Genomic DNA, 19,900 nt, shown 5'->3' on the forward strand with positions numbered 1-19,900 from the left:
AGCCATCTTGAGAAAATAGTACTAAGTGTCACGAGTAACTATTGTTTCATATATTTTGATGTTGTGAGTGCGTTACCCACCTTTATAAAGGCGAAAAACCTTTGTTAATGCAACGATAGCTTTTCTTTTTGCTGAGTCAATATAAATGGATTGAGAAGCAAGCAAGCGCTACATAGGCTTTGGAAAGTACTCTCCATCCATATATAGGTGTTGTTGCGGGCTTATTCCATGTTCATGCCGTTGCACAGGTAGCTGAGCCGCCAGAATCAATTCCGCGCTTTTTCTCGATACTGCCCGCTTTGGCCTGGTAACTGTAAATCTTCTTAATGTCAGCCAGACCTAGGCCTTCTTCATATTACGATTGGCTCGAATTAGTCTTCGACAATCTTAATATAAGTTCGCCAACAGGCGCAACAACGATAAGCTTGAGTAGACACGAAAAACAAGACGTTCTTAACAAGTGAACTTCGCCGAACGCGGTCTGAAGAGTGAAATCGTCCGCAATGAGGGCACGCCTTTTCTGTAGTAAAACTTCGGGAAAGAGTCAGAACATTTAAAAGAGTAGAAATGGTTTTCATACTATTTACGGAGGTTTACTAAGTAAATTAAATAATCAGGCAACAGTGCATGTATACCTTCCAGGCAACTCGTTACAACTAAATTATCCTCCAATAAATACTTTACTTAGACACACATTCTGCCTGTTTTCCCAAACCCGAAAATAATGCTTACAAACCCGGCTTTTTATCCGTTAAAATACCTTCACAACAAGGCAGCCAGAAACTGACGCAATACGTTTAATCTAATCATTAGTTATAAATAGACTTTTTACGTAGATTTTGCCTATGTTTATCCGGTATTATTAAGATTTTAATGATATGTCTGTTCCTTATCACTGGGTAAAAAGAAGTTTTTTTGTTTTTATTTTAATATGTAGTAATGGTTTACTTATATACGCTCAGAACATAGATAAAAAGCCTAAAATGGCTGGTGGTTTCCTATATGAAAGACTATTGAAAACCCAAAAAGAATACGAAGAAGCAATGGCTACCGGTGACTCTCTAGAGGTAGCTGAAATGTGTTATCGAATGGGCAAGCGCTATGTTGGTATTGGCGATTATAAAACGGCTCAGAAATGGTTTATTCGTTCATTACGCATCCGGGAACCTCTAGGCCCATCCGTAGGGCTTGGTAAACTGTATTTATTTCTGGGTGATTACCACCTCAAACAAGGTCACCTTAAGGAAGGCGCGGTTGCTATTCACAAAGCAGTTGATAACTTCAAGAAAACAGGAACCCAGCATAACGTAATGGGAGGGTATATAGCTATGGCAGGTGTATATCAACAAGGGTACCTATTGGATCAAAAAGAACCTGGCCGCGCTCCTCAGTATTCAATTGATAGTACATTGTATTACCTCCAGCAGGCAGAGAATATTGCTTTATCATTGAAAGCTCCTTATGATATCGCTAACGTATGTTTTCTCAAAGGCTCCTTTTTTTTACAGTCTGATTACCAGCGCGGAATTACCTATTTAAAAAAAGCGAATACTATCTTTTTAAAGGAGAAAGTAACTTTCGGAATTATTAATGTGTCTTTGGCGCTGGCTAGAGGTTATTTAAAGCTGCAACAACCTCGTAAAGCCAAAATTTGGTTAGAGCAGGCTAGCTATGTTGCCGATACAGCCAGATTCGGCGATCACCAGCAATTGGGAGAGATGTATCGGATTTATTCAATAGTGCACCAGCGACTAGGAAGTTGGAAAGAAGCCTTAAAAACTCACGAAAAATATCATAATCTTATTGCGCAAACACTCATTGCAGAGCGGGAGGGAGCAATTGCAAAAATTGAGATTGAATATCAGACTCAGCAGAAAGAAGCTCAATTAAAAGCGCAGAAACAAGAGTTAATGCTCAAGACGCAAGATCTGAATTATCAGAAAAAACTGATTGGAATAGCTATAGGTATTGGACTTCTTACAACGATAGCAAGTATCATTTTTTATCGCTTTTTTCGGAGATATAAATTTATCAGTAAACAAAATGAGCTCCTAATTAAAGAACAAAATCACAGGGTAAAAAATCACTTTCAAGAAATTACTAGTATGCTCACCATGCAGGCCGGCTATTTAAAAGATGAAGGAACCCGCAAGGCGATAACAGAAGTTCTGCTACGCATGGAAGCCATGGCCCTGCTCCATCAACAGCTTCACAATAGTGAGCAACAGCTTGATATCGATCTCGCCAAATTTATTCCAGAATTAGTGGAGGGAGGATTAAGAACTTATAATTATTTTCAGCTTAAACCCACTTATCATTTAGATGTTATTCACCTTCACATTGATCAGGCATTGTCATTAGGATTAATTATTAATGAATTAATTACTAATTCGTGCAAGTATGCATTCCCCACTCAATTAAATCCTGCCCTGGATATAACCTGTCAACAAAGCAGGAATACAATTATTTTGAAGGTAGATGATCACGGGCCTGGTTTTGATCCACAGATACAACGGGATAGTCTTGGTCTCAAGTTGATTGATGCGTTTGCACAAGCGTTAAAAGGACAAGCTAATTTTAAGTCCCCCGGTAATGTGTATCAATTATCGTTTGCTAAGAAGAATGTTTCAATTGTTCAGTACATCGACTAGTTAAACCTTATGAAAGTACCTCTACGCATTCTCATTGTGGAAGACGTACCACTAACGGCCATTTCGCTTGAAGAACATTTGACTCAGGCAGGCTATATCGTCTGCGGCAAGGCAACGGATTATGAATCAGCTATTCGCCTTATGAAAAAAGAGTCTCCGGACTTGGCATTGATTGATATTCAACTTGATGGCCAGCCCGACGGGATTGTAACGGCTCAGGAATTACTACGCATCAAACCCATACCTATAATTTACCTTACAGGACATCCTGAATCCGAGTATTTCGCTAGAGCTAAAAAAACGAAACCAGCGGCTTTTCTACACAAGCCCATACGCCTCAGGGAGTTAGCCATGCAAGTTGATCTAGCGCTGCATAACTATTACCTGGATAGTAACACGGAACTAGCCAGCATTTCCGATTATGTGTATATTCCAGATGGCCATAGCAAGTACCGCGTCCACCAAAATGGAATTGCTTTTTTGAGAGCCAACAGAGCGTATGTCGATTTATTTCTTACCTCAGAAGAATATGAACGGTTAAAGATCAAAACAAAAAACGTGCCCTTAACCGTTTCAGTAAGTCTGGGCAAAATGCTTGAGTATTTACCAACCCATTTTTACAAGATATCGCGGTCTGTCGCCATCAATCTAAATCATTTAGAGCGAATTGAAACAACCCAGATTGTCATAGGGGAGGAGGAAATCGATTTACCCGAAGGTGCTTATAAAAAGCTCATCGAACGTCTTAATGTGGTTCGTTTTCGGAGATAACCGCATAAGCCAGCTTACTGATTGTTACCCCAGACGTCGATTTAATAAGCAGTTTGGTAAAGTCCTGTTCGGGGAAAAACACACTGGTCAGAAGGGTTAGTCCCTGGTCAGCGAACAGTTCAACCGAGGCAACATCAATCAGCAACGTCAGCGACATCGTCTTATCGACCGATAGCCGAGGGGCAGAATTTCGTTTGCCAAAGCCCTTTTCAAAGTTTGTTTTGCCTGCCTTGGTCCGGTCAACGTAATACGTGTTAGTGGCCTTGTCGTAACCGATAATTAGCTCATTCCCCGCTTCATTTGTGAGCACAAGGGACAAATCATTATTGGCGAGTGCCGACAACGACAGCTTGAACGGCTTGACTTTGCCACCCACTTTGGCCGTTAAATCGTAAGAACCGCGCACATTCACCGAATTAAGAGACGTGGTTTTCCCCACCAGTGCATCGAGCTCCTTAACCGGGCTGGACGTTAAAAATAAGTCGCCATTCGCTTCTTTGAGCCCAAGTTCACGCGGAACGGTGGTGGCTCCGCGCCAGCTCTGGGTTGGCACAACGTTAGCATACTGCCAGTTGTTCATCCAGCCCATCAGTACTATGCGGTTACCCGTGTTGGCAAACGTGACACCCGCGTAGTTATCAGGCCCGTAGTCCATCCATTTCGTTTTTGTGGACGAAGGCGTAAAGGTTTTTCCGTCAAAATCACCCAGAAAATATTGCGTAGCAGAGCCGCCGTTGGGGCCACCCGGATTGATGCTAACCAGCAACGTCCACACCGTTTTGCCGTTGTGTTGCAGGGGAAACAGGTCGGGACATTCCCATACGCCCCCGTGAGCGCCCAAATTCTTGCCAAATTCGCTTTCTTTCCTCCATTCTTTCAGGTTGGGTGAAGAGTAGAACGTGATACGATCTTTGGTCGCTAGCGTCATAATCCACTTCTTCTGGGGCTCATACCACCGCACTTTAGGGTCGCGAAAATCCTCAATACCCGGGTTCGGAAGTACCGGATTGCCAGCGTATTTCGTCCAGGTTTTACCTTCGTCCAAACTGTAGGCCAGGCTCTGGTACTGATGCTTTCCGGTCTTCTCCTTTTCCAATTTATCGTTGTGGTGGGTAAAGATCGCCACCAACGGAACCTGGCCATTCTTCCCAAAACCACTGGTGTTATTCGCATCAACAACCGCACTGCCTGAGAAGATCCACCCCAAGCTGTCGGGATAGAGCGCAATCGGCTGTTCCTGCCAATGCACCATATCCTTACTAGTAGCGTGGCCCCAATGCATCGGCCCCCAGACCGTGCTGTCGGGGTAATACTGAAAAAACAGGTGATAAATTCCTTTGGAATAGACCATGCCGTTAGGGTCGTTCATCCAGTGGGCTTTGGGCGAAAAATGATACTGGAGACGATGGGCTTCTGGTTTATTAACCTGGCTAAATGCATGGCCAGCCGCTAGGGCCAGTCCTGCCAATACGATAAGGAATTTTTGCATAACAGGTAACTGGGTTAAATTAAAAGAGTAAGTAATTATTGATCAGGAGTTAAGGCTGAACGTCGTATTGCATTTTTATTGCCCGAACCGAACCGCTGGTGTTTTTATCGCCGGATACACTAAGGCCAATGCGCGGTGCCCGATCCCAGCGGGGCAGGAAAGCACCGTCCAACGGTTTTTCTGTCAACAGGGCGGGCTTGGTGCCTTTCGAGCTCCAGGAGAACTCATAAAACTGACCGGAGCGGCTACGCAAGTAAACCGTTACCGGCGTGTTATTTTCGGGAATAGGCTGCGTTTTCAACACTTTTCGAACGCCCTCTTTTACTTCCCACAACTCCAGCGCTCCCTGACGAACGCCCAAACCCAGCGCGTTTTTGGCATCGCCGTAAAGACAGATACTTTGCAGGCTGTTTTGGGGAACAACCTCCGCCGAAAAAGTGTACGTGCCATTTTTGATAACCAATCCCAGAAAACTACCGGTTGAATTGTCCGCCGTATTGGTCAGGCGCAGGGCACCCTGCTGAACGGAAAAGGTCGGCTTGGGCAGGCTGACATCCCAAACCCACGAAAGGGACGGGGTATTCTTGCTAAAATTGACCGTTAGATTTGGCGCTTTTTTTTGAGTTGTACCAATCAGCGATTTGGCCTGGGTAGGCGTTGTTTTCCCGTGACGGAAAGCAGGCCATTGAGTCTTTTCATCCCAAACCAGTTCACTCAAAACGCCCTGACGACCCGTAAACGTGAAATCAGTACCCTTGTAGGCGTGATGCAGATAGAAATAACGATTATCGGGCGTTGTAACCACCGTTCCGTGGCCGGGACATTTCCAGGCCTCATCACTCACCAGCACCGGATTCTGGGCGAACTTCTCCCACGGACCTTGTAGTTTCTCGGCGCGGGCAAACCCCACTTGGTAGTTGCAGCGGGGCCCGCAACAGGTATTCCCCGAATAAGTCATGTAAAAATAGCGCCCCCGTTTAAAAATGGCTTGTCCCTCCGCCCCACCATCTTCCCACGTATTGCGGTCGGCAGTCAGGAGCGTAAAGGCTTTGCCAGTTACTTTTAGGCCATCCGGACTTAGTTCGGCACCCAGAATTTCAATGGCTTTCCCTTTGTCGAGTCCGTAGGCTTTCCAGGTGATGAAGAGTTTGCCCTCATCTTCCAGCACAAAGGCATCAATGGCTTCGCTGGTCCATTCGATCAGTAGGCCATGGTCGGTAAATCCTTCCCGAATGTTGCGCGTGGTGGCAACCCCAATGTACGAACGGCCATCTGATTTTCGGCGGGCGGTGTAGTAGGCATAAAATACGCCATTGCGGTAAAAAAGCTCAGGAGCCCAGTAACTGCCGACGGTCCACTCCGGCATCGTCTTGAAAATAGGACCAATATAATCCCAGTTGACCAGATCTTTTGAGGTATAAACCGGGTAAGGTGGTGCCCATTCCGACGAGGTGCCGGCTGCGTAGTAGGTATCACCAACGCGAATGACAGAAGGATCGGCAAAGTCGCCCGCAATGACCGGATTCTGATAGGTGTTGCGTGGAGAAGTGGGCTGGGCTTTTGCCGTTAATACCAGCCAGGTTGTTGCGAAAAAGGCGAGAAAAATTCTCAGTTTCATGAGTTTTCGGGAAGGGTAAGGAGCCTGGACCTTTCAGACTTGGTTAAGCCGTAAAGTTAGCCGTTATCCTGACATGTTGGTTCGGGATTTAAGCACCGTTAAAGGGGCAGACAAATTTGCATTTGGGTTCCTTCTTCGGCTTGCGTTTCGACGCTCAGCGTGCCGCCGTGGCCTTTGGTGATGATGTCGTAGGAGAGCGATAAGCCCAGTCCGGTGCCTTGCCCCGTCGGTTTGGTTGTGAAAAAAGGCTGAAAAATCTTCTGCTTCGCCGCTTCTGGAATGCCCGTCCCATTGTCTTCTACCCGAATTTCAACTTGATTTTGGTGCTGGTACGTGCTGACGGTAACGGTTGGTTGGTACCCTGGGCCCGCTTGTTTGGTTTTTTCCTGAACCGCGTAGAAAGCGTTATTGAACAAATTTAACAGCACGCGTCCTAAATCCTGGGGGTTGGCCTGAACCAAAGCCAGCTTTTTGTCGAAATTAGTGATCAGTTGGGCATTAAAGCTTTTGTCTTTGGCCCGCAAACCGTGATAAGCCAGTTTTAAATACTCATCGGCCAGCGCGTTGAGGTTGGTCGGCCCTTTCTGTCCCGTAGACGAGCGACTGTGCTCCAGCATGCCCTTGACAATATTGTCCGCCCGTTTTCCGTGATGGTTGATTTTTTGCAGGTTTTGGGTTAGATCGCCTATAATCTCGCTGGCGTATTCTTGTTCTGTTTCGGGCAAATGCTGGAAAGGCCCTTCTTTCAGCTCGTCGATGAGTTCGCTGCTTACTTCGGAAAAGTTGTTGACAAAGTTCAGCGGATTCTGAATTTCGTGGGCAATCCCCGCCGTCAGTTCCCCCAGGGAGGCCATTTTCTCCTTCTGAATCAGTTGATTCTGCGTGGTTTTGAGTTCGTCCAGCGATTGCTGAAGTTGCGCGGTTCGCTCTTTTACCTGCCGTTCCAGTGTTTCATTCTGGGCCGCCAGCAGGTGCTGTTTTTCCTGTTCCTGCGCGACGGTTTGGGCCGATAATTGCTGAACCTGCCGCAGTTTTACCTGAAGTAGCTGACTATCCAGGGCAAATTCCCGGGCGAGAAACAAAGAGATGCTTAACGCAGGCGACAACAAAACCAGCAGGAAGAAAAGGGTTGAATCATAGAAATAAATGCCTAGAGTCTGAAGCAGGATGTAGCCTACCAGCAACAGCGCGGCAAACGCAAATCCACCGGCAATGATACCAGCGCCCCGCTTTCGCTGCCGAACGGCCTGGATCGTCAGTCGGAGCTGCTCCGAGATTTCAACCAGAATTGGGAGAAACAATAAGACAATCATGGCCCAGACAGGCGGTTTGCTAAAAGCCACGAGCAAAAAATTAACGGGTAAAAAGACCCATAGACCATAAAAAAGAACATTGGGCTTCCGATCAAACAGGCAATAGAGTGCCCGTAGAGGCCAGAGAAAAATTATTTGCAGCAATAACCAGATACAACTAGCCACGTACATGGATAGATCGATGTCTTTATTCCAGTAGTCATAACTCAGGAAAACAAAAAAAAGAAGCGTCAATGAGATGGTATAACCCGCGAAGTAAAGATTGGCTCGCTGCGCTCGGTTATAGACAAAAAAGATAATGTGCAGGAAACTCAAGAGCAGACAGATACCAAAAGCCGTTGTGACAACGAGGTCACTGCGTTGACGGGCGGTATGGGTTTCTAACAGCAGGGGCAAGCCTTGCAGCCGAATGGCCAGCAGGGGGCGGTTGAGAAAGCTTTGATTGAGCTTGGCTTTGTTGTTCCAGGCGGCAAACCGAATCGCGAGCAACTGGTCTGGCTGATTTGCAAAGTAAAGACCGACGGGCTCAGAAAAAGGATTGTACGCTTCAACGCTGTCGGGATGATTGCTGACGGTGCCAAAGCGTTTGATCAGCCGCCCATTCAGGTAAATTTCTGAAGCACACAACTGCTGAATATAGAGCATAAGCGGCTGAAGGCGTACGCTGTCGCTGAGGCGCAGGTGAAGCCGAAGCCAGCCAATTCCCTGAGGATGAATCGGCAATAAGTCGTTGATGGCGAGGGTAGGATTGAAAGGCTTCCAGGCTCGGTCGTCCAAGTCGGGAGCGGCTCCGTTCGGCTGGTCGCCCCGGTGGTATTTCCAGCCCTTATTCAGCAAAATTCCATTTTCGGGCAATCGATCGTAGGTAATGGCCGTCGCGGTATCGGCTTTTGGACTGACCTGACTCCAGGTCGGAACAGATAGTAAAACAGAGAAAAAAAGCAGGTACAGGTATTTCATGCGGTGAGCCATTTCCTGGTCTATTTACTCAAACTTTGGCTACCATCCAAGTGCCAATTACCTGTCTTTATGACTACTGAGGCGTAAACAAGTTAGCCTGCAACGGGTTTAGTTGACTAATGGAAAATCAGAAACAGGTACCGAATTTTACAATGTATAGCGATGAAAAAAATCTCTTTTCCCGTTCGGATCGGTAGTCGGTCCATTGGGCAGGCAGCGGCGGGGCGGCTGGCAATCGGCGCATTAGCGGTTGGGGCGATGGCCTTAGGCGCACTGGCAGTTGGGGCATTATCAATAGGGCAATTGCGCGTTGGACGGGGTGCCATTGGTAAGCTTCGGATTAGCGAACTGGAAGTAGACCGGCTGATTATTCGGAACACAGAACAGCGGTAAGTAGCCTTACAAAAGGACTCTTTCGAGGCTTATTTGGACCTGATTTTTGGCCTCATTCCCGACTCAATTCATCCCATTCTTTGACCAATTCATCATGGTCCTTTATCGGTTGGTGTATAAGGCGTTTCCCTTAGCCAGACTCACCAGCCAACTTTGTAACACCCAACCGGACTACCTTGGTCGGGTGTTACAAGTCCATAACCATGATAAAAATCGTAAAAAGTCTTTTTTCAGTAGCGCTACTAACGGGGCTAATGTCCGGTACGCTGTCTAGTTGTAACAAAGAAAAACCGCTACCCCCGAACCCGGGCGAAGATCGGGAAGAACAGCTGCCTTCAACGCCGTCTACCTCTATTCCCGACGCGCTGGTGGGCACCTGGTATGCCGATCATAACGAAGGACCACTCACGGCAAACTGGGATAACAAGACGTTTCAGGGCGAACCGGGTTTCCGCGAATTTCGCACGATGGTGTTTACCAAAGACGGCAAAAATGCCATTGAGTACACGTCCGATGTCTTGAATCTAAGCGATGGAGAAGTAAAGCAATTCCTGTATAAAGTGGTCGGTACGCTGGAATATCGGGCAACACCGGCTCAGCTGACATTCCACGCCCAGAGCGGAACCATGCGCGTTTTCAGCAATCGGTACTCGGGCTATAAAGAAGCACAAATTACCAGTGAAGACCTGAAACCCTACTACAGCGTTTTGCGCAACCCAGATGCGACAACCTACGCATCGGCGACCAACTACCTGAAAGCCCAGCGGTTCGACGGGGGCAACCAATTTGCCGTAACCTACATCAAAGTAAAAGGCAGCAGCAACCCGCCTACCAACTCAAATAGCCCATACGCCAAGCCACCGGCTGCGGGTACGTACGTGAAAATCGAGAACCTGTATTACCCCACCGTAACAATTGGAAAGCAGGAATGGATGTCGGTGAATTACGCTGGTTTGGGTGGAATTTCGATGAATGCGAAACCGCAGTACGGTACGTATTACAAACACACAGATCTGCGCAATATTGACATTCCGGCGGGCTGGCGTATTCCCACCATTGAGGATTACACCAAACTGCTGGCATCGCAGGGGCTGCAACTGAATCAATGGGGCACCACCGATGGCGAGGATTTAGAATCGAAGAAGCGGCTGGGTAAACTGATGTCGGCAACCGGTTGGAAAAAGGAAGACGGCTACGCCACCAACCAATCCGGGTTTAATGCGGTTCCCGCCAACTACCTGGTGGTCGATCACACCCCCAATGGCGAAGGTTCGAACTGTGCGTTGTGGACCTCGGAGAAGAACAGTAGCGAGCACGCCATGGCTTTCGAAATTATTCAATTGCCCAGCGATACGTACGCCAAAATGAATTTTTACCCAACTAGCTATAAAGTGCCTCATTTGCCGGTTCGCTTCGTGAAAGATAAATAAGCGCTGCCTTCTTCGGCTTATCGAAGGGTTGGCGAGGGAGAGGGTAGAGTAAATTCTTAACTTCTGGCAACGGGGCGTTAAGGGTTTCTCTACCCCTTCCCGTTGTTAGACTAGGCCGCAACGTGCACGGGGCTAAGCCCAAATCGTATATCTTGCGCTTGATAAGCGATCCTTTATGAAGCGTTTTTTACTTTTTCAGGCGTACGGTATGGTGGCTATTTACCAGGAGCTGCTTTATTCGGTTTACTCAATCATTAAACTTTACCAGGGCCGGCCTCCCTTTGAGATTGTCATTTATACTGATGATTCCGCTTATTTTCAGGCTAGACTTCCTGCTTGGGTGAAGTACGAATTACTGGATAAGGCGCGGCAGAAAGAGTGGGCGGGGAGCATTCAGTTTGTGCACCGGGTCAAGATCATGGTCTTGCTTGACTTTATGAAAAGCCACCGTGGTAGCCTCATTTACGCGGACACGGACACGTTTTTCACGGATCGGCTCGAGCCCATCTACGAATGGATTGAACAGGGAAATTACGCCGTTCACGTAGCCGAAGGGCAAATCAGCTCCCGGAGCAATCTGACGCTTCGTCGACTGGACACTTTTCTGAAAAAACACCCAGATTATGCGATCAGCCGCGACCAGATGATGTACAATGCGGGCTTGCTGGGGTTGCTGAGCCAAAATATTGAGGTCGTTGAGGAAGTGCTGAAATTAACCGATCAGTTGTACCCCATTTACCACCGCCACATTGTCGAACAACTCGCCTTTTCGCACGCATTTGCTACTCGTGGACAAGTGAAAGAAGCCTACCAACAGGTGTATCATTATTGGGGATTTAAAGAGTTCCGAAAAGCCTTGCAGGACTTTTTTGACTTTAATGCCAACGTACCTCACGAGGCACTTATCGAAAAGGTCGACCAGATTAATCCCATTCGCCTGCACCAGCCCAAACTGGCCTACGAACGGCTTTCCTTCTGGCCTAAAACCTACCGGAAGCTCTTGAAAAAGCGCTGGAAATTCGCCGAATATCGTTTGGAATAAAATGCCTTATTTACCCATCCACCGCTTAAAGTCCGACGCGCGTTCGCGACTTACCAGTACCTCTTCTTCCGGGGCGGGTTTCAGCGTTAGTTTGAGTTTATTGTTGAAATAAGGATGGATTTGCAACACGGAATTAATGTGCACAATGAACTGCCGGTTGGCGCGAAAAAAGAGCGTGGGGTCAAGCATTTTTTCCAGTTCATCCAGCGTATAATCCAGGGAGAATTTCTGACCCGTAAACGTTCGGAACAAACAAACGCCTTCCTCGGAATAGAAATGACCAATCTCATCGGCGCTGATCGGCACCCATTGCTGGCGGTGCTTGACCAGAAAGCGGCGGCGGTAGTCGGTCGGTTGAATTTGCTGACGTAGCTGCTGAACCAGCGCATCGATGTTGACAAGACCCAGATCGGAAGCTTTTGCTTCCGCAACTTCTGGGCTTGAAATAGTTAGTAAGCGCTTGTATTTGAGCATGCTGGCTTCCAACTCATGCCGTTTGATGGGCTTGAGCAAATAGTCGATGCTGTTAACCTTAAACGCTTTTAGCGCGTATTCGTCATAAGAAGTGGTAAAAATGACGGGTGAACTGACCGTAGTTTGCTCAAAAATCTCAAAACTCTGGCCGTCAGCCAGTTCAATATCCATCAGAATAAGGTCGGGCGCGGTATTGGTTTGCAACCAAGCCACCGAAGCCCGGACGCTGGCCATTGTCCCGACGATGGTAACATTGGATGAAACCTCCTGCAACAACTTGGTTAGCTTACGGACGGCCAACTCTTCATCTTCGATAATTAATACATTCATGGTACGCAGCAATTAATACAGGCCGATATGCCGTCACCTAAGCTAGGTTATTTAACTCGGGCAAATCAAGGGCTTTTGCCGCTGATTTGAAAAGGTGCTTGATCAAACGGAAAAAAACGTCCCTGGAACGTCAGGCCTCAAACGCGGGCTGGCCCGTCAGCAGGGGCAGCGTAACCACAAACTGATCGTTGCTGTCTTCAATTTTAACTCCTCCCTGGGCCAGCAGTTGGTATTTTGTGGTGATATTGACCAGGCCGATGCCGTTGGATAGCACCCGCGTAGGTCGGCGCTGCAAATTATTCCGTACGCTCAAGCTTGGATCCGACTCGGGCAAGTATCCTGATGCACTGGTTTCGATAAAAATGTGGAGGGGCTGATCCGTGGCAACAACGTTGTGCTTGATGGCATTTTCGACCAGCAGTTGCAGCGTTAACGGAGGCAGCAAGGTGTTTAAATAGGCATTATCCACGTTAATTTGCAGACATAAGCCCGTTCCGTACCGCGTGCGTTGCAAGTGATAATACGATTGAATAAACTCCAGTTCGGTAGCCAGCGTCGTTAATTCGTTGGTATTTGTTTGCAGCAAATAACGATAGACACTCGCTAATTCGTCGATAAATTGCTCCGCTCGTTCGGGGTCTTCGTCGATCAGGGAAGAAAGCGAATTCAGGCTATTAAAAAGAAAATGCGGGTTAATCTGCTGCTTCAGACCTTCGAGTTGGCTTTGCAAATTTGCTCGCTTGAACTTCTCCGTCTCGCTCAATGTCTGCGACCACAGCTCAAACGTATAGACGCTTTCGTGAACGATATTGACCAGAATATTACCGGCAATGCCAATAATCAATGCCCGTTGCAGGCGCTCTGGCTGAAAGCTGTAGCCCGGAAAATTGACCCAGTCGTAGCCGTAAAAAAAAGCATAAAACGTGATGGACGACATCAGAATGTGGGCAATCAACGCCAGAGACAAGCGCATCCAGGTTTGCCGGATCGCCGGATAACGACGGCGGAAATAAAGGGCCGGAACACCATGTAGAAAGTAAATCGGAGTCCAAATGATGATAACACTTAAAGTGGCCAGCAAAAAGATGTCAAGCCGTTGCAGGTAAATGGGTCCGAAGAGCAAATAGTTGAGCACCAGGTAATAAACCGGTAGAATGCTCAAGGCAATATAGTTGTCGCGCCGGGTATATTGCTTTCTCTTCAAGACCGATTAGGGTTTGATCTGGAACCGATCGCCATTGCGGTCTGACGGCTCGGACGTTTAGGGTAAAACTAACAAACTTTCTTCTTTTTTTTGCGCTAAGCTTACCTGAACCTTGAACGTCTGTCCATCGTCGGTAACCTGCGGTAACGGCAGGTTGAGCGACGCATAAAGCGTAGTGACGTGGCTCAGTCCGCCGGGCTGCGTATTCAGAGAACGGCTTTTTCGCTGAATTGAATTGCTGATTGTCAATAAATTATGGCTGGCTTCAATTCCGATGCGCAATGGCTGGCCGACTTCAATTACGTTGTGCCGGATGGCGTTTTCGACCAGCGTTTGCAACGTCAGGGGTGGGAGCGTCCGGTTGAGCAGGCTTTCGTCGATGGAAAACTGGCAATCCAAGGCGGCTCCGTAGCGCGTCTGAAGCAGGTAGATATAAGCCCGGATAAAGTCAAGTTCGGCTTTGAGCGAAACCAAGCGGTACTGGTTCATCTGGAGCAGGTAGCGGTAAACACTGGCCAGCTCGTCCAGAAATTCGCCTGCCTTCTGCCGGTCTTCCCAAATCAGTGCCGATAGAGAATTAAGGCTATTAAAGAGAAAATGCGGATTAACCTGGTTCTTCAGGCTGTCAAATTGGCTTTGTAAGCTGGCCTTCTGAATGGCTTCCGATTCGGCCACGGCCAGCCGGTAGAGGTGGAGGTAATAGGACGTTTCGTAGTAACTCCCGACAATTGCCAGAAAGGTCAGCGCAACAAAAACCTGAATCAGATAAAGGCCGGGAAAGGCAGGCTGAGCGTTCAGCCCCATCCAGTCGATTTGATTAATCAACCAAGTTTCACCAGCTTGAATCGGGATCGTAAAAAGCGAATAGCCGCCCGCGGTAATCAAGACGCGCCGACTGGTCTGGGATTTATGCGTATACCGTTGCCGAACCCACATAACCCACCAGCGCAAGAGGTGCCAGACAGCGGCCGTCGTTAGGAGTTCGCAGGCGTAAATGAGCGCGAATAGTCGCCAGCTATAACCGAATTCTTCCAGATAAGTCCAGACAAAAGGCAATGCCGCCACGGGTATCCCAATGATTCGTAACCATTTATCGTTGGCAGGTTCAGGACTGACAAAACTCATCTTGATTTGGCGTACACGGCTCGTACGAAGTTACTTTAAAAATAATGGGCTGCTGATGTAAGAACAAAATCCGGCGGTTATGAAAGTCGGTAAATTGTTATTTAGTAAGGCAAAATTGTTCTTATTGCATAAACTGGCCAAGCAATATCGGTATAGAACGGTATTTCGGCTGAACGAAATGAAAAAAGGCCGTTCTAGAACGGCCTTTTTTTATGATTGAAGGGTGTGCGGTCGATTACCAGCCAGGATTTTGAAGCATGGCAGGCATCTTTCTGACTTCGCTATCGGGTATCGGCAGCAGGTACATTTCAGGGCGGAAGTTGTGTTTCCGGATCGATTGCGTCACCTCATACGTATACGTATTGCCCGTTTTAACGATGCGCATCCGCTTGTTGAAGGAGTTATTCACCGCCATCGCGGTTTTCCAGCGGCGAATGTCGTGCCAGCGGTGATCTTCGAAAGCCAGTTCGATGCGGCGTTCGTTTTGAATTACTTCCCGCATTTCTTCTTTGGTCATGTTGGGTTTCAAACCGTACAACTGATTCGCGCCCGGATCGATGCCCGCTCTGGCGCGCAGTTCGACCAACTTGGGATAGGCCAGCGCGGTTTGGCCGGTTTCGTTGATCGCTTCGGCATAGTTGAGTAAAACCTCGGCGTAACGCAGCAGCGGCCAGCCCCGATCAACGGCGAAACTCGTGTTGGCCGCAATGTTTACGTCGCACATTTTACGGGTATAATAGCCCGTCGTCTGGCCACTGTACGTGAAGCCATCGGACGGTGCCCCTTCGTAGGTATAGACCGGAACCAGCGCGTTGGACGAAGCCAGGTAATACGGCGATTCGTTATAAATAATGGAATAACCAAAGCGGGGATCGCGGTTGATATACGGATTTTTCGGGTCGTAGCCGGAAGTAGGGTCCGTGATGGCTTTGCCGTTTTTCATTGGAAAAGCCTCTGCCAGATTTTGCGTCGGCATGGAGTTATTCTGACCACCACGCGAAGGCATGTTGAAAAATACTTCCATATCCCGGTTGGCTCCCCGATTTTGAAAAAAGATGTACTCATTATTCACTCGTTTCAGGAAAACCTGGTAAAAACCGTATCCTGGCGCCGTAGCATTATCGGTGTTCAGCGAATACTGGCCACTGGTAATAACCGCCTGGGCGGCATCGGCGGCCTTCTGCCAGTGACTAGCATCGTAGGTTGGATAGCTAACGATAGAAGCCAGTGCGGCATTTTGGGTTTCCGGTGAGCCGTTGAAGAGCGGGCTGGCTGCATAGAGCAAAATGCGCGACTTGAGGGCGAGACAGGCACCCCGCGTGGCCCGACCATAGTTTTCCTCCGAATAATCGGTTGTGGCGGGCAAAATGGCCGCCAGCGCATCCAGCTCGCCAACCAGATAACTCACACACTCGGCGAACGAATTGCGGGGCAGGTCAATGAAATCGGCGATGTCAAAAACCTTGTCGCCAATCAGCGGAACGCCCCCGAACGAAACAAGCAACTGGTGATAATACCAGGCGCGCAGAAACCGGGCTTCGGCCCCGGCCCGTCGCTGCAATGCCGGAGAAAGCGGGGTAGACGGAAGCCGCGAAAGAAACAGGTTAACGCGCCGGATGTTGGTATAGGGCGTATTCCAGAAATCCGTGAACGGAAAATTAAGCGGGCTAACTGTGCCGCTATACAAGATAACGGCGTTCTGCGTCACGCCGGAATATTTGTATTCGGCGTCGTCGGTGGCTTGTTCTGTATTGCCGTGCGAACTCCAGCGGCCCTTGACGAAGCTATAGCCAATATCGCTGTAAATGCGGGAAAGAAACGCCATCGTTCGGATACTATCGCTAAAAACAGTCTCCTCCGTTAAGGCATTGGTTTTGGGCTCCAGAAAATCGCCGGATTCTTTGCAGGCGGCAAGGGCACCAATGAGCAATGATAGGATGAATATTTTTTTCATATCGTTAGAAAGTAGCGCTTATGCCTAAGTTGATGAGCCGTTGCGGCGGATAGCCGACCCGGTCGGTACCAGAGGTAATTTCGGGGTCAAATTCGTACAGTTTGCTTAGGCTAGTGATTGTAAATAGATTGGACCCGTTGGCGTAGACGCGCAGTTGAGGAATGCCCAGCCGCTTGGTGATGCTAATGGGTAAATCGTAGTTGATCTGCGCCGTTTTCAGGCGGAGATAATTCCCCGAAATAAACCAGAACGTCGAGGGGAAGCTGGAAGGATCGCTGACCCCACCCAGCAGACTCAGGCGCGGGTACTGGGCATTGTCACCCAACTCAGGCGTCCAGGCATTCTTGTGCACTTCGGTCAGGTTCGACGAGAAAGCCCGAATCGATTCGGCCACCCCGCGTACGTTGAAATTCCGGGCACCCTGAAATAAAACGCTGAAGCTTAAATTCTTATAGCGAGCGCCCAGGTTAATCCCAAAATTGGTGTTGGGGAGGTTTGGAAAGCCCGTCACAGCCATATCGTAGCCATTGATGATACCGTCATTGTTCAGGTCGGCATATTTTAAATCACCCGGCTGGGGCATAACGCTTGGCTTCGGACTGTTATCGATGTCGTTTTGGTCTTTGTAGTAGCCAATAAATTCATAGACACGGATTTGTCCAATGCTTTTTCCCGTATAGGTTTGATAATCATATTGGGACTGCGGCTCATCCTGGAAAAGAATCTTGTTTTTGGCAACCGAGTAGTTCCCTTTGATATTATACGAGAAATCCTTGCCGATTCGGTTTTGATACCCCAATTCGATTTCTATCCCCCGGTTGTTAACGCGTCCGAGGTTAACCGGTGGCAAGCCTTGTCCGAAAACCGCCGACACGGTTCCCCGTGTAGTCAGAATGTCGAAACGGTTGTTGTTAAAATAGCCAACCGATCCGGTAACAGCGCTATTGAATAAGCCAAATTCCAGACCAATATCGAGCTTTTTCTCTTTCTCCCAGCTTACGTTATTGTTGGCTAGCGTTCCTTCGACAATGCCCGTATACCCATTGCTTGAGTAGCCGAAGTCTGCTACTACGGGGCCGTTGCCGTTGGCGTAATTTTGCTGGTAATAATAGCTGAAGCTATTCCCCAGGGCGTCATTCCCAACCAGTCCGTAAGAAGCTCTTATTTTCAGCAGATCCAGGTAAGGGGCACTGCGCTTAAAGGATGGTTCTTCGGAAATGTTCCAACCCGCCGAAACCGCCGGGAAAAAACCATACCGTTTGTCGCTCACGAACCGGTCGGAACCGTTGTAGGCCGCGTTGAACTGAAACAGGTACTTCTGGTTATATTCATACCCAATTCGCGCCGAATACCCTTTAAAGTTGCTCGGAATGAAGTTGTAGACGACGTTGCTGTTGGCCGCCGCATTCGAATTGCGGTTAAGAAGCCCCAAACCCGTCAGGTGGTGTTTACCAAAAGTCCGGTCATAATTCAGGATGGCCTGAACGTTCATTACCCGCGACGTGCTGCGGCCGTTATAACCAAGAAAGAAGCGGCGAACGCGGTAGACGTTGGGATCGCGTGGCTCGTAAGTATCGTTGTCCGAGTTATAAATGAACGACGGAAACTGGTCACGCGTCATGCTCCGGGTGTAGAAATAGTTGCTGGTATACGACAACCGTCCCTGAATCGACAAACCTGGCGTAATAAAATCCAGCTTCTGGCGGGCCGACATGATAACGTTCATGTTGCTTTCATTATCCCGGTTGTAGCCGTAATACTGCAAGCGCCCAACCACGTTATTGACGTTGTAATTGGGGTTTTCATTCCGAATCCAGGTACTGTAACCCAGCGAACCATTGGGGTTGTAAACCGGGTAGGCAAACGGAGCCAGCGTCAGGAAACTGCTGTAGTCGTAGAAAAGATCATTGTAACCAAACGGGCTACCTACCTGCGGATTATTAACCTGGGCGAAGTTTCCGTATAAATCAAGGCGCAAATCCAGCCCTTTGGTCACATTCATGTCCAGGTTTGACCGGTAGTTATAGCGCTGGTGGTAATAATTACTGTTCACACCCTGGCCGTTTCCATAGTCCTTGAGCATCCCGTTCTGGTAAAGGAAACCCGCCGAGACGAAGTACTTGACCCGTTGTGTACCACCCGACAAATCGATGTTGCCGCGATTTTGCTGGCTGAATCTTTTGAACAAAACTTCGCGCCAGTTCACGTCGGGGTGGCCATAAGGATCGGCACCGCTGCGGTAAAGCTCCAGATCCTGCTCCGAAAAGCGGGGTTTGAACGACGGGTTAGGGTTCGCGCTATTGTCATTGATCTGGGCCTGGTTGTAAAGGCTGGCCGATTCGTAGGCGTTCAGATAGCGTGGAATCTTGGTCGGTTGCGACAAGCTGGTTTCCATCCGTACCGAGATCTGAGGCGGCCCTTCTTTACCGCGCCGCGTTGTCACCACCACAACCCCGTTGGCACCCCGAACCCCGTAAATGGCGGTCGTGGAGGCATCTTTCAGGATCGACAGGCTTTCAATCTCGTTTGGATCGAGGCGCGCAAACTGATCGTAGGAAAACTCAATATCGTCCACAATAATCAGCGGTCGGTTATTGCCGTTGTATGAGCTAACCCCCCGAATGAAGAAGTTGGCTCCGTCGGCACCGGGTCGGCCCGATGGCTGCTGGGAGAAGAAACCCGGCAAGCGTCCGGCGAGTGTGTTCTGCAAACTGGCCGATGGGTTTTCGCGAATATCCTGCCCGCTAACCATGCTCACGGCTCCGGTCAGGGTAAGTTTTTTCTGCTGCCCAAAACCAACGACGACAACTTCGTTCAGACCTTGTTCGTCGGATTCCAGCGTCATATTGATTGACGAACGGCCACCTATCTGCGCTTCGGCCAGTTTGTACCCAATGGAACGGAAAACCAGCACGCCACTGGTTCCCTTTAAGGTTAGGCTGTAGCGTCCGTTTCCATCGGTTGTGGTCCCGTTGGTGGGCGTTCCTTTTTCGTAGATCGACACGCCGGGCAGGGTTTCTTTGGCGTCGGAAACCACGCCCTGAACGACTTTTTGGGCGTAGACGAAGCTACACGCAGCGGTCAGGATGAATGTGAGAGTGAATAATAGTTTCTTCATAATTTCTGCTTGAAACAGGGCGAAAAAA

At 48.6% G+C, this 19,900-nt stretch carries 13 protein-coding genes; 5 read left to right on the top strand and 8 right to left on the bottom strand.

Going from position 1 to position 19,900, the window contains the following annotated elements:
* Positions 1-878: 878 nt before the first annotated feature.
* Complete coding sequence (locus L0Y31_RS08025) at positions 879-2,651, top strand: histidine kinase dimerization/phosphoacceptor domain -containing protein (RefSeq protein ID WP_234736600.1); 1,773 nt, start codon at positions 879-881, stop codon at positions 2,649-2,651.
* Between the two features lie 9 nt (positions 2,652-2,660).
* On the top strand, positions 2,661-3,422 hold the full coding sequence (locus L0Y31_RS08030; RefSeq protein WP_234736601.1) for a response regulator: 762 nt from the start codon (positions 2,661-2,663) through the stop codon (positions 3,420-3,422).
* Here L0Y31_RS08030 and L0Y31_RS08035 read toward each other — a convergent pair.
* From L0Y31_RS08035 to L0Y31_RS08045, 3 genes are all read right to left on the bottom strand, one after another.
* Positions 3,397-4,911 carry a glycoside hydrolase family 32 protein gene (locus L0Y31_RS08035; protein ID WP_234736602.1) on the bottom strand — a complete coding sequence of 505 codons (1,515 nt, stop codon included), beginning with the start codon at positions 4,909-4,911 and terminating at the stop codon, positions 3,397-3,399. The two genes, L0Y31_RS08030 and L0Y31_RS08035, sit on opposite strands and share 26 nt — an antisense overlap.
* 49 nt (positions 4,912-4,960) lie before the next feature.
* Entirely contained in the window at positions 4,961-6,529 is a 1,569-nt protein-coding gene (locus tag L0Y31_RS08040) for a glycoside hydrolase family 43 protein (protein WP_234736603.1), read from the bottom strand.
* Positions 6,530-6,627: 98 nt separating this feature from the next.
* The gene (locus tag L0Y31_RS08045; protein WP_234736604.1) at positions 6,628-8,802 is read right to left on the bottom strand and encodes an ATP-binding protein; all 2,175 of its coding nucleotides are present in this window, start codon (positions 8,800-8,802) and stop codon (positions 6,628-6,630) included.
* Between the two features lie 162 nt (positions 8,803-8,964).
* Between L0Y31_RS08045 and L0Y31_RS08050 the strand changes: the two genes are divergently transcribed.
* From L0Y31_RS08050 to L0Y31_RS08060, 3 genes are all read left to right on the top strand, one after another.
* On the top strand, positions 8,965-9,195 hold the full coding sequence (locus tag L0Y31_RS08050) for a hypothetical protein (RefSeq protein WP_234736605.1): 231 nt from the start codon (positions 8,965-8,967) through the stop codon (positions 9,193-9,195).
* A gap of 203 nt (positions 9,196-9,398) precedes the next feature.
* Positions 9,399-10,625 (top strand): FISUMP domain-containing protein, encoded by a 1,227-nt coding sequence (locus tag L0Y31_RS08055; RefSeq protein ID WP_234736606.1) that lies wholly within the window; start codon positions 9,399-9,401, stop codon positions 10,623-10,625.
* Between the two features lie 175 nt (positions 10,626-10,800).
* Positions 10,801-11,667 carry a hypothetical protein gene (locus L0Y31_RS08060; protein ID WP_234736607.1) on the top strand — a complete coding sequence of 289 codons (867 nt, stop codon included), beginning with the start codon at positions 10,801-10,803 and terminating at the stop codon, positions 11,665-11,667.
* 6 nt (positions 11,668-11,673) lie between these two features.
* On the opposite strand, the gene L0Y31_RS08065 is transcribed toward L0Y31_RS08060, so the two are convergent.
* The 5 genes from L0Y31_RS08065 to L0Y31_RS08085 all read right to left on the bottom strand — a co-directional run bounded on the left by L0Y31_RS08065 (position 11,674) and on the right by L0Y31_RS08085 (position 19,872).
* Positions 11,674-12,471, bottom strand: a complete 798-nt coding sequence (locus L0Y31_RS08065) for a LytR/AlgR family response regulator transcription factor (protein ID WP_234736608.1) — start codon at positions 12,469-12,471, stop codon at positions 11,674-11,676.
* A 130-nt stretch (positions 12,472-12,601) separates the two neighbouring features.
* Entirely contained in the window at positions 12,602-13,675 is a 1,074-nt protein-coding gene (locus L0Y31_RS08070) for a sensor histidine kinase (protein WP_234736609.1), read from the bottom strand.
* A gap of 57 nt (positions 13,676-13,732) precedes the next feature.
* Entirely contained in the window at positions 13,733-14,800 is a 1,068-nt protein-coding gene (locus L0Y31_RS08075) for a sensor histidine kinase (protein WP_234736610.1), read from the bottom strand.
* Positions 14,801-15,035: 235 nt separating this feature from the next.
* The gene (locus L0Y31_RS08080; RefSeq protein ID WP_234736611.1) at positions 15,036-16,754 is read right to left on the bottom strand and encodes a RagB/SusD family nutrient uptake outer membrane protein; all 1,719 of its coding nucleotides are present in this window, start codon (positions 16,752-16,754) and stop codon (positions 15,036-15,038) included.
* Positions 16,755-16,758: 4 nt separating this feature from the next.
* Positions 16,759-19,872, bottom strand: a complete 3,114-nt coding sequence (locus tag L0Y31_RS08085; RefSeq protein ID WP_234736612.1) for a SusC/RagA family TonB-linked outer membrane protein — start codon at positions 19,870-19,872, stop codon at positions 16,759-16,761.
* Between the last annotated feature and the right edge of the window lie 28 nt (positions 19,873-19,900).

Source organism: Tellurirhabdus bombi, assembly GCF_021484805.1.
In the GTDB taxonomy this organism is placed as follows: Bacteria; Bacteroidota; Bacteroidia; order Cytophagales; family Spirosomataceae; genus Tellurirhabdus; species Tellurirhabdus bombi.